This is a genomic window from Stenotrophomonas sp. 2619 (assembly GCF_040548725.1).
Taxonomy (GTDB): Bacteria; Pseudomonadota; Gammaproteobacteria; order Xanthomonadales; family Xanthomonadaceae; genus Stenotrophomonas; species Stenotrophomonas maltophilia_AP.
Window position 1 is genome coordinate 90,913 of sequence record NZ_JBEPSF010000007.1, and the last position, 15,178, is coordinate 106,090.

General features: G+C 68.5%; 12 protein-coding genes. 7 read left to right on the top strand and 5 right to left on the bottom strand.

Annotated features, from left to right (window positions below):
- Positions 1 to 60: 60 nt before the first annotated feature.
- Positions 61 to 1,386, bottom strand: coding sequence for a HAMP domain-containing sensor histidine kinase (locus tag ABIA71_RS08950; protein WP_354284997.1), 1,326 nt, complete (start codon positions 1,384 to 1,386; stop codon positions 61 to 63).
- A 32-nt stretch (positions 1,387 to 1,418) separates the two neighbouring features.
- Complete coding sequence (locus tag ABIA71_RS08955) at positions 1,419 to 2,129, bottom strand: response regulator (RefSeq protein ID WP_354284878.1); 711 nt, start codon at positions 2,127 to 2,129, stop codon at positions 1,419 to 1,421.
- Between the two features lie 112 nt (positions 2,130 to 2,241).
- On the opposite strand from ABIA71_RS08955, the gene ABIA71_RS08960 reads away from it, so the two are divergent.
- Positions 2,242 to 3,159, top strand: a complete 918-nt coding sequence (locus tag ABIA71_RS08960; RefSeq protein ID WP_354284879.1) for an aspartyl protease family protein — start codon at positions 2,242 to 2,244, stop codon at positions 3,157 to 3,159.
- Between the two features lie 86 nt (positions 3,160 to 3,245).
- Positions 3,246 to 4,412: a serine hydrolase domain-containing protein gene (locus ABIA71_RS08965; protein WP_354284880.1), complete on the top strand. Its 1,167-nt coding sequence runs from the start codon at positions 3,246 to 3,248 to the stop codon at positions 4,410 to 4,412.
- Positions 4,413 to 4,430: 18 nt separating this feature from the next.
- Here ABIA71_RS08965 and ABIA71_RS08970 read toward each other — a convergent pair whose 3' ends face one another.
- The 3 genes from ABIA71_RS08970 to ABIA71_RS08980 form a co-directional block, all read right to left on the bottom strand.
- On the bottom strand, positions 4,431 to 4,820 hold the full coding sequence (locus tag ABIA71_RS08970) for an LLM class oxidoreductase (protein ID WP_354284882.1): 390 nt from the start codon (positions 4,818 to 4,820) through the stop codon (positions 4,431 to 4,433).
- Between the two features lie 229 nt (positions 4,821 to 5,049).
- Entirely contained in the window at positions 5,050 to 6,699 is a 1,650-nt protein-coding gene (gene groL / locus ABIA71_RS08975) for a chaperonin GroEL (protein ID WP_128096242.1), read from the bottom strand.
- 111 nt (positions 6,700 to 6,810) lie between these two features.
- Positions 6,811 to 7,095, bottom strand: a complete 285-nt coding sequence (locus ABIA71_RS08980) for a co-chaperone GroES (RefSeq protein WP_038685917.1) — start codon at positions 7,093 to 7,095, stop codon at positions 6,811 to 6,813.
- Positions 7,096 to 7,849: 754 nt separating this feature from the next.
- Here ABIA71_RS08980 and ABIA71_RS08985 point away from each other — a divergent pair.
- The 5 genes from ABIA71_RS08985 to ABIA71_RS09005 all read left to right on the top strand — a co-directional run bounded on the left by ABIA71_RS08985 (position 7,850) and on the right by ABIA71_RS09005 (position 15,176).
- Entirely contained in the window at positions 7,850 to 9,646 is a 1,797-nt protein-coding gene (locus ABIA71_RS08985; RefSeq protein ID WP_354284883.1) for an endonuclease, read from the top strand.
- Between the two features lie 69 nt (positions 9,647 to 9,715).
- On the top strand, positions 9,716 to 10,054 hold the full coding sequence (cutA, locus tag ABIA71_RS08990) for a divalent-cation tolerance protein CutA (RefSeq protein ID WP_354284884.1): 339 nt from the start codon (positions 9,716 to 9,718) through the stop codon (positions 10,052 to 10,054).
- A complete protein-coding gene (locus ABIA71_RS08995; RefSeq protein WP_354284885.1) occupies positions 10,054 to 12,432 on the top strand; it encodes a protein-disulfide reductase DsbD family protein in 2,379 nt (792 codons plus the stop codon). The genes cutA and ABIA71_RS08995 overlap by 1 nt, the downstream gene beginning before the upstream one ends.
- Entirely contained in the window at positions 12,429 to 12,986 is a 558-nt protein-coding gene (locus ABIA71_RS09000) for a TlpA family protein disulfide reductase (RefSeq protein WP_354284886.1), read from the top strand. The genes ABIA71_RS08995 and ABIA71_RS09000 overlap by 4 nt, the downstream gene beginning before the upstream one ends.
- Positions 12,987 to 13,076: 90 nt before the next feature.
- A complete protein-coding gene (locus tag ABIA71_RS09005; protein WP_354284888.1) occupies positions 13,077 to 15,176 on the top strand; it encodes a TonB-dependent receptor in 2,100 nt (699 codons plus the stop codon).
- Positions 15,177 to 15,178 lie beyond the last annotated feature (2 nt).

Genomic DNA, 15,178 nt, shown 5'->3' on the forward strand with positions numbered 1-15,178 from the left:
TTAGGCGCCTAATCATAGCCCGGATTGTGCAGGGTGTGGGTCCTGCCTTCGGTGATCCGCCTACGCAGGTGCGCGCCGGACAGGAGGCAGGGATGGCAGGCAGATGCGGGCCACCAGGCCACCGCCCTCGCGCGCCAGCAGCTGCAGCTCGCCGCCATGCTGGTGGGCCGCGCCCTGCGCCACGGCCAGGCCCAGCCCAATGCCGCCGGTGCTGCGATTGCGTGACCCTTCATGGCGCTGGAATGGCTGCAGCAGGCGGGCCTTGTCGGCGTCGGCGATGCCCGGACCGCGGTCGGCCACCTCCAGCAGGATCACGCCATCGCCCCTGTCCAGGCGCACCTCGGCTGCGCCGGCATAGCGGAGGGCGTTGTCGATGAGGTTGTCCACCGCGCGCCGCAGCTGCAGCGCATCGACGGCCAGGGTGACCGGGTCGGCATGCGTGAGCCGCACGTCCGCGCCACGTGCCTGCGCATGCTGGGCGCATTCCTCCAGCAGCAGGTGCAGTGCGGTGGGGTGGCGCTGCGCGGGGTGCAGTTCGCCACGCGCATAGTCCAGCACCTGGTCGATCATGCTGGTCATGCGCGCGATGTCGGCCACCATGCGCTCGGCCTGGGCCGGTGGTGCGCTGTCGGCCCGCAGGCGCAAACCGGTGAGAGGAGTGCGCAGGTCGTGGGCGACCGCGGCCAGCATGCGGGTCACCTCATGGGCCTGGTCGCGCAGGCGTTCGCGCGCGGCGTTCATCGCCTCGGCCATGACCTGCACTTCGCGCGGCCCCTCCACGGGCAGGCGCGCGGTGGACTGCAGCGACAGGTCCGCGCTGGCATCGGCCAGGCGGCGCAGCGGTCCGGTCACCCGCAGCGCCAGCCAGGCCGCCAGCGGCGCCAGCAGTACCGCGCCAGCCAACAAGGCCAGCAGCACCTGGCGTCGCCATTGCAGCAGCGCGCTGTAGTCGGCGCCGACCACGGTCCACTGGCCATCGGGCCGCTGCACCGCCAGCTCGAACGCCGGCCACAACAGGCCGGGCAACAGCAATGCCTCTTCCACCGTGGCGCGCTGCTCGGGGCCACTGGCCAGCAGCTGCCCCTGCTTGATCACCTGTACCTGCACGGCAGTGGGATCGGTGCTGCGCTGCCAGACCGTGCGCACCCGCGCGCGCGGCACGCCCAGGCGGGCCGCCACCACGCTGCTCATCCAGTCGTTGTCGCTGCCCGCCGGCGGCTGCGCCTGCCGCCAGCGGCGCAGGCCCAGGTCGGCGGCCGCGCGCTCGCCGGCCATCACCTGGAGCGCCTGGTGCAGGTTCATCTGCGGCGCGGCCGGGCTGGGCAGCGTCCACACCACGGCGAAGCTGACCGCCTGCGCCACCAGCAGCGTGGCCAGGGTCAGCAGGGCCACCCAGGTGGCGGTACGCCAGGGGCGGCTCATCGGCGGGTAACCGGGGCTGCGAAGCGATAGCCCTCCCCGCGCAGGGTCTGCACCAACGCGTCGCCGCCCGTGGCTGCCTGGGCGAGCTTGCGGCGCAGGCGGCTGACCGCCAGGTCGACGGCGCGATCGAACGGTTCGCTGTCCTCGCCACGGGTGAGCCGAAGCAGCTGCTCGCGGCTGAGCACGCGGCCGGCGCGTTCGGCCAACACGCGCAGCAGCGCGAACTCACCGCGGGTGAGGGCGATCTCATTGGCCTGCGGCGTCAGCAGGCGATGCTGATCCACCTGCAGTTGCCAGCCCTCGAAGTGCAGCGTGGTGGAAGGCGCGACCGTCTCCCCCTTGTGCGCGCGGCGCAGCAGCGCGCGCACGCGGGCCAGCAGCTCGCGCGGGTCGAATGGCTTGGCCAGGTAGTCGTCGGCACCCATCTCCAACCCGATCACGCGGTCGGGGGTGGTGCCCATCGCGCTGAGCATCAGGATCGGGATGCCGCTGGCCTGCAATCGTCGGCAGACCGACAGGCCGTCTTCGCCGGGCATCATCCAGTCGAGCACGATGAGGGCGGTACGCTGCTGGGCCAGCAATGCATCGAGCATGGCCGCATCGGCCGCCACCCGCACCTGGTAGCCGTGCTGGCGCAGGCAGTCGGCGATGGCGTCGCGGATACTGGCGTCGTCATCCACCACCACGATGTCGGTTGCTGCAGGCATGCGCCGATTATGGCGTGGGTTTGTATCGGGACTGTATCGGCGCGCGTGCCGCGCCGACATCGTGCCGATACCGCCAGCGGTTGTACTGGCCTTCCCTAACGGAGACCGTCCCATGCGCATCACGCCCCTGCTCGCCCTGGCCTGCCTGGCCACCCTGCCCGCGCATGCTGCGCCTGCCACCCATGAGATCCCGATGTGGATGCGGGGCGGCCACCCCACCGTGGCGGTGCAATTGGGTGACCGGGTGGAGCCACTGCACTTTGTGATCGACAGTGCGGCCGGGGCCACGGTGATGGACCAGGCCACGGCGCGGCGACTGGGGCTGGATGACCCGGACGCGGCCGGCGTCGAGGTGGAAGGCGCGACCGACCGCAGCGCGGTGCTGCGCCGGACCCGCAGCACCCGCTGGCAGGTGGGCACGCTGTCGTTCGAGGCCGCGACCATGCAGACCGACCTGAGCGGGTTGGCCAAGGACGGGCGGCGCATCGACGGCATCCTCGGCAACGATGTCACCGACCGCTTCGATACCACCTTCGATATCGCCGGCCAGCGCGTGCTGCTGCAGCCGCCGGGCCGGATGCCGGCCGACCCCGGCTGCGTCCCCAATGCCGTTCCGGTCCGCGACGCGAGCATGCAGCGGTTCGGCTTCATCCCGGTGCAGCTGGGCGCGCCTGCGGTGGAGGCCATCGCGGTGGTAGACACCGGCGCGGCGCAGACCGTGCTCAACAGCGCCGCAGCCAGTGCGCTGGGCCTGCGCACCGATGGCAGCGATGCGCGCGTGCGGGTACGCGAAAAGGGCACCCGCGGGCTGGGCGACCGGGTGATGGAGACCTGGCTGGTCACGCTGCCGGGCCTGCGCATGGGCCGTTGGCAGCACCCCGCGCTGGAGGTGCGGATCAGCGAACTGCCGGTGTTCGCCTCGCTGGGATTGAAGGAACGACCGGCACTGATCCTGGGGGCCGATGCGATGGCCGATACGCGGGTGCAGGTGGGTAGCGGCGCAGCCTGGATCTGCCTGCGGCGCGGCTGAGTGGGCCAGGCCGGCGGCCTCGCCGGCACTGTGTCGGCGAGGCCGCCGCGGTAGCATGCGCCACACCGCCCGCTGGAGTGCCGTGCATGCGCCTGTTCGCCGTGTTGCTCGCCGTGATGGCACCCGTGACCGCCCTCGCTGCGGCGCCCCCTGCCCCGCCACCGATGGTCGACGCCGCTGCGGTGGAGGCGGAAATGGCGCGCTTGATGCGCGCCACCGGGGCGCAGGGATGGGCGGTGGCGGTGGTCGACCAGGGCAAGGTGGTGCAGGTGCATGCAGCGGGAAAACGCAACGCCGCCGGTGACCCGTTGACCACCGACACGGTGATGTACGGCGCGTCGCTGACCAAGATGGCCTTTGCCTACATGGTGATGCAGCTGGTGGACGAGGGGGTGCTGGACCTGGACCGGCCAATCGGCGAGTACCTGGAGCGCCCCTTGCCGGACTACCCGGCAGAGAAGCAGTACGCGCCCTGGCCGGACCTGAAGGACGACCCGCGCTGGCGGCGCCTGACCGCGCGGATGCTGCTCAGCCATCGCAGCGGTTTTGCCAATTTCGCGTTCCTGGAGCCCGACGGAAAACTGCGCCTGCACTTCGACCCAGGCACGCGCTATGCCTACTCCGGCGAAGGTCTGATCCTGCTGCAGTTCGTGCTGGAGCGCGGGTTGGGCCTGGCGGTGGGCGCGGAGATGCAACGGCGGGTATTCGACCGCTTCGGCATGACCCGCACCAGCATGACCTGGCGCGCTGACTTCGCCGGCAACCTGGCCGACGGCTGGACCCAGGACGGCCGCACCGAACCGCACGACGAACGCAGCCGGGTGCGTGCCGCGGGCTCGATGGATACCACCATCGCCGACATGGCCCGTTTCGCAGCCGGCTACATGCGCGGCGAGGGACTGTCGGCAAAGGGGCGTGCGGAGCTGGTCCGTGCGCAATGGCCGATCACCACGGCCAGCCAGTTCCCGACCCTGCAGGACGAGCTGGCATCCGCGCAACGCCGCCGCGACCTCGCCGCCGGGCTGGGCGTGGTGGTGTTCCAGGGGCCGCAGGGGCGCGGGTTCTACAAGGGCGGCCACGACGATGCGGTGGGCAACACGCTGGTGTGCGTGGCACGGCGCCAACGCTGCGTGGTGGTGCTGGGCAATGACGTGCGTGCCGAAGCGGCGTTCCCGGCGCTGGTGCAGTTCGTTCTGGGCGACACCGGCGTGCCGTGGACGTGGGAGTACGGGGGCAAGGTGTTCGTGGAGTGACGCAGGCAACGTAGCGGCTTACCAGCGCACCTGTGCCGGCAGTGGCCCCGCATGCGACGGAAACAGCGGCAGCACGTACTCGGCCAGTTCCTGCAGCACCTCGGCGGCCGGCCGTTGTGAGAACTGGATGCCCAGCGCGGCGTGGTTGACCCCGGCCTGCTGCCACTGCCCAAGCAGATCGATCAGCCCGTTGCGCCCGGTCTTCAACGTGTAGCCGCCGTTGATCGGCGTACGCGGGTGGTTGGGATCGTCGACCAGGTCCAGCCACTCGTTGGTGACATGCGGGCGGAAACCACCGTCGGGAATCAGGCGACGCCACGCCTGGATCTTGGCCGCCAGTCGTGTTGGCCCGGCCGCATTGTGGGTGGCCTCGGGATAGGTCAGCCAGCCGTCGGCATGCTGCCCCACCCAGTCCCACCCTGCCCGGCGCCGAGGAGAACCCGGCCATCGCGTCGTTCCTGCGTTGGCTGCAGGAAGAAGTCGAGGCGCCGACCAGCGCGTTGTGAGCCCGTGGTCCGCGCACAAAAAAACCCCGCCTTCCGGCGGGGTTTTTTCTACTGCCTTGGCGGGTGGTGGTACCGACCAACGGTTGGTACCGACCGCTCCGATGTGTGCCGACCGATGGCCGGCCTCTACATCAGAAGTCCATGCCGCCCATGCCGCCCATGCCACCCATGCCGCCGCCAGCTGCGCCAGCGCCGTCATCCTTCTTCGGGGCTTCGGCAACCATCGCTTCGGTGGTGATCATCAGGCCAGCGATCGAGGCAGCGTTCTGCAGCGCCGAACGGGTCACCTTGGTCGGGTCCAGGATGCCGAATTCCAGCATGTCGCCGAATTCGCCGGTGGCCGCGTTGTAGCCGAAGCTGCCGCTGCCTTCCTTGACGCGGTTGACGATGACCGACGGCTCTTCGCCGGCGTTGGCCACGATTTCGCGCAGCGGGGCTTCCATCGCGCGCAGGGCGATCTGGATGCCGTGGTTCTGGTCTTCGTTGGCACCCTTCAGGCCGCTCAGCGCGGTGACTGCACGGACCAGCGCGACGCCGCCGCCCGGGACCACGCCTTCTTCAACAGCTGCACGGGTCGCGTGCAGGGCGTCGTCGACGCGATCCTTCTTTTCCTTCATTTCGATTTCGGTCGAGGCACCGACCTTGATCACGGCAACGCCGCCGGCCAGCTTGGCCACGCGTTCCTGCAGCTTTTCACGGTCGTAATCGGACGAGGTGTCTTCGATCTGGGTCTTGATCTGGGTGACACGCGCTTCGATGTTGGCCTTCTCGCCGGCGCCATCGATGATGGTGGTGTTTTCCTTGGAGACCTGCACCTTCTTGGCGCGGCCCAGGTCCTTGATCGTCGCCTTTTCCAGCGACAGACCAATTTCCTCGGAGATCACGGTACCGCCGGTCAGCACGGCCATGTCTTCCAGCATCGCCTTGCGACGATCACCGAAGCCCGGTGCCTTGACGGCCACGACCTTGACGATGCCACGGATGGTGTTGACCACCAGGGTAGCCAGCGCTTCGCCTTCGATGTCTTCGGCGATGATCAGCAGCGGCTTGCCGGCCTTGGCGACGCCTTCCAGCACGGGCAGCAGGTCGCGCACGTTGGAGATCTTCTTGTCGTGCAGCAGCACGTACGGATCGTCCAGGTCGGCGGTCTGCGACTGCTGGTTGTTGATGAAGTACGGGGACAGGTAGCCACGGTCGAACTGCATGCCTTCGACGACGTCCAGCTCGTTGTCCAGGCCCGAGCCTTCTTCAACGGTGATGACGCCTTCCTTGGTCACGCGGCGCATGGCTTCGGCAATGATGTTGCCGATCGACTCGTCCGAGTTGGCCGAGATGGTGCCGACCTGGGCAATGGCCTTGTCGTCAGCGGTCGGCTTGGAGATGTTCTTCAGCTCGGCGACGGCGGCGATGACGGCCTTGTCGATACCGCGCTTGAGGTCCATCGGGTTCATGCCGGCCGCAACGGCCTTGGCGCCTTCGCGGATCAGGGCCTGGGCGAGCACGGTGGCGGTGGTGGTGCCGTCGCCGGCGTCGTCGTTGGTGCGGGAAGCAACTTCCTTCACCATCTGCGCGCCCATGTTCTCGAACTTGTCAGCCAGTTCGATTTCCTTGGCAACAGAGACGCCATCCTTGGTGATGGTCGGGGCGCCGAAGCTCTTTTCGAGCACGACGTTGCGGCCCTTCGGGCCCAGGGTTGCCTTGACGGCATTGGCGAGAATGTTGACGCCGCGCACCATGCGCGAACGAGCGTCTTCACCGAAACGAATATCTTTGGCAGCCATTGCGATTACCTTTTTTGTAGAGCCGGGCGATGCCCGGCTGCTTGAATGGGGGGTACGGTCGACCGGTCAGTCCGGCTACCGCGCAGCGAGGCAGCGCCCCGCTCTACGTCATCAGATGATGGCGAGGATGTCGTCTTCGCGCAGGACCTTGTACTCGACGCCTTCGGACTTGTAGCTGCTGCCGGCGTACTGGCCGTAGATGACCTTGTCACCGACCTTCAGCGACGGCGCGCGGACGCTGCCGTTGTCCAGGGGCTTGCCCGGGCCGACGGCCACGACTTCACCCTTGGTGGACTTTTCCTTGGCGGAATCCGGAATCACGATGCCGCCGGACGAGATTTCGTCGGCTTCGATCGGCTTGACTACGACGCGGTCATGAAGCGGCTTGATGCTCATGTGAGACCCTTTTAAGTTGTTGATTGGTCTGGAAAAGTCTGGCGATGTTAGCACTCGCACAGGGCGACTGCCAGCCACGCTCACGAAAAAACCCGACGGTGCGGGTACAGAGCAGAGATGGTGCTGGGCACTTCCCTTTCAAGGGGCAGGGGAGAAATTTTTCCGGCCGGCGGCCGGTGGGGCTCGAGGCAAGATCAAGGTCAAGGTCAACTGCGCCGCGAGACTGCGGGCGTGGCGCGCCGGGCTGGTAGGGGTGGGGCTGCGGGACACGCCGTGAACCCATCCCTGGGGGCTCCGCGGCGCCATCCATGGCGCCGAGGGTCCCGCATCCCCACCCCTACCACCCCTCAGACACTCTGCCGTTGCTCACGGAACGGCAGAGGCAAACGCCCTCCCCGCCAGGCGCGGAAAGGCGCCCGCTCTCCCCCGGGCCACCAGCCAACTGTCTGGGGTGGGGGTGTGAGGGTTCATGGGACCCTCCACCGCATGGATGCGGTGGCGGAGCTTACAGGGACGTACTTGCAGCGTGTCCCGTGAACCCTCACACCCCCGCCCAGCCTGTAGAACCGGCCAACCAGAGCTCTGGCTCTGGCACTGGCTTTTGCTCAGGCTCTTCAGCTTCTAAAAAAAAGAACCCCCCCGCCAATTCCTTGACGCACGTCCCACTGCGGAACCTAAGTCCCGCCATATCGATAGATGTGTCATCTGGATTGATTAGATTCGGCCAGCAATACCCAATCACAAGGAGACGTAGATGAGGTTGCTTACACCGCTGTCCCTGGGGTGCCTGCTCGCATTGGCCGCCAACGCCGCCCAGGCCGACGTATTCATCAATGAACTGCATTACGACGACAGCACGCCCGCCGGCGACGTCGGCGAAGCCATCGAAGTCGTCGCCACCGGCGGAGAAGACCTCAGCACCTACCGCCTCTACCTCTACAACGGCAGCAACCCGTCCGCGGCCACCGTCTACGCCAACAACCCGGTTCCCGCCGGCACCGCCGCCGGGTGCGGCAAGGCCACCCTTGCCACCGTCACCTACCCCACCAATGGCCTCCAGAACGGCGCCAACGACGGCATCGCCCTTGTCGACGCCAGCGGCAACGTCGTCCAGTTCATCAGCTACGAAGGCACCATCACCGCCAGCGGCGGCCCCGCCGCCGGCCTGACCAGCCAGAACATCCCCGTCAGCGAAAGCAACAGCACCGCTCCCGGCACCTCCCTCCAGCTCACCGGCAGCGGCAGCCAGTACGCCCACTTCACCTGGGCCGAATCGGCCAAACAGACCTTCGGTGCCTGCAACAACGGCCAGACCCTCAGCGGCAGCGGCGGCACCGGTCCCAACACCCCGCCGTCGGTGCGCACCACCACCCCCGAACAGGGCGCCAGCACCTTCCCCGCCGCCGCCGACCTCCGCGTCACCTTCAGCGAAACCGTCACCCTGGCCAGCGGCGCGTTCGTGCTCAGCTGCGGCCAGTCCGGCACCGTGCCGCTCAGCCACGCCAGCAGCGGCAGCACCTTCACCGTCTCCACCAACACCGCCTTGGTGGCCGGCGAAGCCTGCCGGTTCGACATCCGCGCCACCAAGGTCAGCGACGCCCAGGGCGCCCGCCCCGCCGCCGACACCCGCATTGCCTTCACCGTGGCCAGCAGCACCGGCAACCCGGACCCGGGCAATCCCGACCCCGGCACCCCCGGCGAGTACTACTCGCGCGTCAACACCGCCAACCCCAGCCAGCTGCGCTGCTCGCTGCATGAAACCATCAAGGGCCACACCGCCTACCCGTACAGCGGCTCGGGCACCAGCACCTGGACCATCCTGGAAATCGCCGACGAAGATCCCAACAACAGCGGCAAGATCCTGGACGCCTACCGCAACCACAGCTACACCAAGGTCAGCGGCCGCGCAGGCACCGGCAGCGGCTTGACCTACAACCGCGAACACACCTGGCCCAACTCGCTGGGCTTTGCCAACACCACCGGCGACAAGGGCCTGCCGTACGCGCCCTACACCGACACCCACATGCTGTACCTGACCGACGCGCAGTGGAACGCCGACCGCGGCAACAAGCCGTTCGGCAAGTGCGACAGCAACTGCGGCGAGCGCGCCACCGAGTCCAACAACGGCGTTGGCGGCGGCAGCGGCGGCTATCCCGGCAACTCCAACTGGGTGCGCACGCCGGACGGCAATACCGGCACCTTCGAAGTGTGGGGCCACCGCAAGGGCGACATGGCGCGGGCCGTGATGTACATGGCCATCCGCTATGAAGGGGGCAAAGACGCCAAAACCGGACAGTCCGAACCCGACCTGGAGCTGACCGACGACCGGGCCAAAATCGTCAAGACCTCGGCCTCGCCGGCGTACATGGGCCTGCTCTCGACGCTGATCGAATGGCACCTCTCCGATCCGCCGGATGCCGCCGAACGCGCCCGAAATGAAGTGATTTACAGCTTCCAGGGCAACCGCAACCCGTTCATCGACCACCCCGAATGGGCCACCCCGGGCCTGTTCACCTCGGCCAAGCCGACCAGCTGCCAGTTGCTCAACTGAGCCCCGCCGGCCGGCGCCGCAACGGCGCCGGTCGGCCATCCGGGTCTGGCAGTCCTATACTCGGCGGTCATGTCGACCGTCGATCCCGTATTCATGCTGTTCACCACCTGCCCCGACGCGGCCACCGCGACGCGGCTGGCGCAGGCGCTCGTGGAAGAACGCCTGGCGGCGTGTGTTACCCGCCTGGACGGGGCGCACTCCACTTACCGCTGGCACGGGGAGATCAGCGAGGACCACGAGGTCCAGCTGCTGATCAAGACCACCGGCAGCCGCCTGGACGCGGCCATCGCACGGGTGCAGGCGTTGCATCCGTATGAACTCCCGGAGTGCATCGCGGTCGAAACCCGCGCCGGCCTGCCGGCGTACCTGGACTGGATTCGGGCGCAGACCCGTGAGGAAACTGATTGATGACGCTGTTTCGTCGTGTTGCCGCGCTGTGCGCGTTGTTCGTGGTGTCCCTGCCGGCGTGGGCCGTCAGCGAGAAAGACCTGCTGCCGGTGGACGAAGCGTTCGGGCTGACCGCGCAGGCGCGTGATCGCGACCGCGTCGAGATCAACTGGAAGATTGCGCCCGGCTATTACCTGTACCGCCACCGCACCACGGTCAAGGCCGATGCCGGCTTTGCCGCCGAGGCCTTGCAGATGCCGGCCGGCAAGAAGCACCACGACGACTTCTTCGGCGAGGTGGAAACCTACCGCGAGCGGCTCACCGCCGTGCTGCCGGGCAAGGCCGACGACGGCACCGATACGGTGACCCTGGAAGTGCGTTACCAGGGCTGCGCCGATGCCGGGGTGTGCTACCCGCCGCAGAAGCGCAGCATCAAAGTGAAGCTGCCCGCCGGCAGCGGCGCCGCTGCCGGCGTGGCCCCGGCCGCCGCCGCGCCTGCGGCCGTCGGCGCCTCGCCCTTCAACAACCCGTTGGCCGGCAACAGCAGTGGCGGCGGCCTGCGCCTGCCGGGCACCGCCAACACCCAGGCGCTGCCGCTGCCCTCCGAACGCGCGTTCGGCTTTGACGCCATCGTCGGTGACGGCAATACCGTGCTGCTGCGTTTCAGCCCGGCGCCGGGCTACTACCTCTACCGCGACCGCACCTCGCTGAAGCTCGAGGGCGCCGCCGGGATCCGCGCCGACAAGCCGGCATGGCCGGCGGCCAAGTCACATCGCGATGAGCATTTCGGCGACGTGGCGGTGTATTTCGACCAGGTGGACGTCAAGCTGCCGCTGCGCCGCAGCCGTGCCGACGCCGACGAAGCCACCCTGGTGATCACCTTCCAGGGCTGCCAGACCGATGGCATCTGCTACCCGCCGATGACGCGCCGGGTGAAGCTGGCGCTGCCGGCCGGCAAGGTCAACGCGCGCGCTGACGAAGCGGCGCACCAGAACGAAGTGATTGCGCCGTTGCCCGGCAAGGACAAGCGGGCGCAGGCGCGCGAGCGCGACGCCGCCGGCATTGCCACCCAGCCGATGCTGATCCGCCCGAACGACACGGCCGCCACCGCGACCGATACCTCGGTCGTGCCCGATGCCAGCGCCGACAACGCGCAGCGCACCCGCCCGCCGGGCGACGATGCCGCGCCCACCACGCTGATCGGCGCGCTGCTGCTGGCCCTGCTCGGTGGGCTGATCCTCAACCTGATGCCGTGCGTGCTGCCGATCCTGTCGCTGAAGGTGCTGGGCGTGGCGCAGAGCGGCGAAAGCCGTCAGCGCGCGCGCAGCCATGCGCTCTGGTACACCGCCGGCGTGCTGGTGGCCTTCGCCGCGATCGGCGCACTGGTGCTGGCCCTGCGTGCGGCCGGCCAAGCCGCGGGCTGGGGCTTCCAGCTGCAGCACCCGTGGTTCATCGCCGCGCTGGTGTACCTGATGTTCACCGTGGGCCTGAGCCTGTCGGGCGTGTTCACCCTGGGCGGCAGCCTGGGGGGTGTGGGCCAGTCGCTGGCCGCGCGCAGCGGACCGGTGGGGGACTTCTTCACCGGTGTGCTGGCCTGCGTGGTGGCCAGCCCGTGCGTGGCGCCCTTCATGGGTCTGCCGCTGGCGTATGCGTTTACCGCCAGCACCGTCCCGGCGATTCTGGTGTTCATGGCGCTGGGCCTGGGCCTGGCGCTGCCGTTCCTGTTGATCGGTTTCATTCCGTCGCTGGCCAAGCGCCTGCCGCGCCCGGGCGCCTGGATGGAAACGCTCAAGCACGTGCTGGCCTTCCCGATGTACGGCACCGCGATCTGGCTGCTGTGGGTGCTGGGCAAGCAGCGTGGCGTGGATGCCATGACGCTGGTGCTGGGGGGTCTGGTGGTGCTGGCACTGGCGCTGTGGTGGTACGAACGCAGCCGCTGGCGCAGCCACCGCGTGGGCGGGCTGCTGGCCCTGTTGCTGCTGCTTGCCGCGCTGGTGCCGGTGTGGGGCGTGACCCAACTGGTGCCGCCGGCCAAGGCGGCGGCCGCCGCCGCCGACAACGTGGTGGCCTATTCGCCGCAGATGCTCGACCGCCTGCGCCAGGACAACCGCGTGGTGTTCGTCAACATGACCGCCGACTGGTGCGTGACCTGCAAGGCCAACGAACGCACGGTGCTGGGCACCAACGCCTTCCACGACACCCTGCGCCGCACCAACGCGGTGTACATGCGCGGCGACTACACCAACGTCGACCCGGAAATCACCGCGTTCCTGGATGAGCACAAGGCCGTGGGCGTGCCGCTGTACGTGGTGTATGGCCCGGGCGCACCGCCGACCGTGCTGCCTACCGTGCTCACCCAGGCCATCGTCGAAGAAGCCCTGCTGCGGACCGCGCGATGAGCACCCGGCCACCCCGCCAACTGGGGGTGGTGGCCGTTCTGGCGGCGGTAGTGGGCCTGGCCGCCGGGGCGTGGTTCTTCAACCGTCCCGGCGCAGCGCTACCGCCACCGCCACCGCGCACGATGTCCCCCGGCGCCGGCATCGGCGATCCGATGCCCGCCCTCACCCTGCCCGATGTGTCGGGCACGCCCGTGGACCTGGCCCGCTTCCGCGGTCGGCCGCTGCTGATCAACGTGTGGGCCAGCTGGTGCGGCCCGTGCGTGGAAGAAATGCCGGCGCTGGCGGCTTTTGCCGCTGCCCAGCCGGCCGATGGCGTGCAGGTGCTGGGGGTGGCGCTGGATACACCCGAAGGCGTGCGCGATTTCCTGGCCCGGGTGCCGGTGGGCTACCCGATCGTGCTGGACACGCCCGGGCCCGCCGATGCCAGCGTGCGGCTGGGCAACGCGCAGGGGCTGTTGCCGTACTCGGTGCTGGTGGATGCGCACGGGCGCATTGTGAAGCAGAAGCTGGGGCCGTTCGCGGCCGGCGAGATCGAGGATTGGGCCGGGTATTGACCGGGGCGATGGCCCGCCCAACAATGACGCGATCAATTCTCATTCGCTGCTGGGCTGGTGTTGCCACGTCCATGCTCCAAGGACGTGCCCGTGCGCTTATCTCCCCTGTTCATCGCCCTTTCCGCGCTGCTGGCGGCGCCCGCCATCGCCCAGCAGACCGACGCCCGCACCTTGGACACGGTCACGGTGAGCGCTTCGCGCACCGGCCAGCTCGCTGACACCGCGCCGCAGACGGTGGTGATCATCGATCGTCAGGCCATCGAACAGCAGCTGCGCATCAGCGGCAATTCGTCGGACCTGCTGTCCAGCCTGCTGCCGTCGTACACGCCCAGCCGCGGCAAGATGAACGGCAGTGGCGAGACCCTGCGCGGGCGCACGCCGTTGATCCTGGTCGATGGCATTCCGCAGTCCAACCCGCTGCGCCCGACCGGTCGCGAAGCGCACACCATCGACTACGCCATGGTCGAGCGGATCGAGGTGATCCAGGGCGCCAACGCCATGAACGGCCTGGGCGCCACCGGCGGTACCATCAACCTGATCACCCGCCGCCCCGAGCCGGGCGCGGTCAACCAGCACCTCGGCGTGCAGACCACCGTCCCCACCAGCGGCCTGGACGGGGACACCACCAGCTACCGCGCCGACTACCGCATCAGCGGCGGCACCGGCCGCTGGGACTACCTGGTCGGCGTGGGCGTCGAAGACCAGGGCCTGTGGCTGGACGGCGACGGCACCGCGATCGGCACCGACACCACCCAGGGCGACCTGATGGCCACCCGCGCCTACGACCTGCACGCCAAGCTGGGCTACTGGTTCGACGACAACCAGGAACTGCAGTTCAGCACCAATCGCTACCGGATCAAGTCCAAGGCCGACTACCTCGCCGTGGCGGGCAACCGCAGCGCCGGCATTCCCACCACGTCGGTGCGCGGCACGCCGCCGGGCACGCCGCCGTGGAACGATGTGTGGACCACCGGGCTGTCGTATATCCATCACGACCTGGCCGGGATGGAACTGCGCGCGATGGTGTTCAACCAGGAATTCGAAGGCCTGTTCGGCGGCGACCGCTCTTCGACCTTCCAGGATCCGCTGATCGCCCCGGTGGGCACGCTGTACGACCAGTCGCGCTCGGTGGCCTCCAAGTGGGGCGCCAAGACCAGCCTGGGCCGCGATGACCTGCTGGGCGGCGCGCTCAAGCTCACCGGCGGCATCGACCTGCTGCACGACAGCGGCAAGCAGGACCTGTACGGCACCGGCCGCACCTACGTGCCGGAATCCGCGTTCCGCAACGTGGCCGGTTTCGTACAGGCCGAGTACAAGCTGCTGCCCACGCTGACTGCGCAGGCCGGTGTGCGCCGCGAAGAAGCCGACCTGCGCATCGACAGCTACCAGACCCTGTACCGCTACAACCGGGTCAACGTTGAGGGCGGCAAGCTGCGCTTCGGCGAAACCCTGTACAACGCCGGCCTGGTGTTCGCGCCGACCGACACGTTCAACGTGTTCGGCAGCTACTCCGAAGGCTTCGGCATGCCCGACGTGGGCCGCGTGCTGCGCTCGATCAACACCCGCGGCACGTCGGTGGCCGACCTCAATACGCTCGAACCGGTGCTGACCCGCAACGTTGAACTCGGCGGGCGGCTGCGCGCCGGTGCATGGGAAGCGGACGTGGCGCTGTTCCAGTCGCGCTCGGACCTGGGCACGCGGATCATCGCGGTCGACGGTGCCTTCCAGATGGCACGCGAGAAAACCCGCATCGAAGGCCTGGATGCCAGCGTGCGCTACCGCCTCAACGAAGCGCACAAACTCGGCCTGTCCTATGCGTGGACGCGCGGGCGCTACGACAGCAATGCCGATGGCCGCCTGGATGCGCGCCTGGATGGCCTGAACATCGCGCCGAACCGGGTGATTGCCAGCTGGTCGGCGCAGTGGACGCCGGCACTGTCCACGTTCGTGCAGGGGCAGTACGCGTTCAACCGCACCTTCGATGAAGCGGCCAAGCAGTTCCAGGGCTATGCCCTGTTCGACCTGGCCGCCACGTACACCCTGCCCAAGGGCAGCGTGCAGCTGGGCGTGGCCAACCTGCTCGACCGCCAGTACATCACCTACTACTCGCAGAGCGCGCTGATCGAGCCGGACCGTTACTTCGCCGGGCGCGGGCGCACCGTTACCCTCGGCTACCAGCTCGACTTCTGACC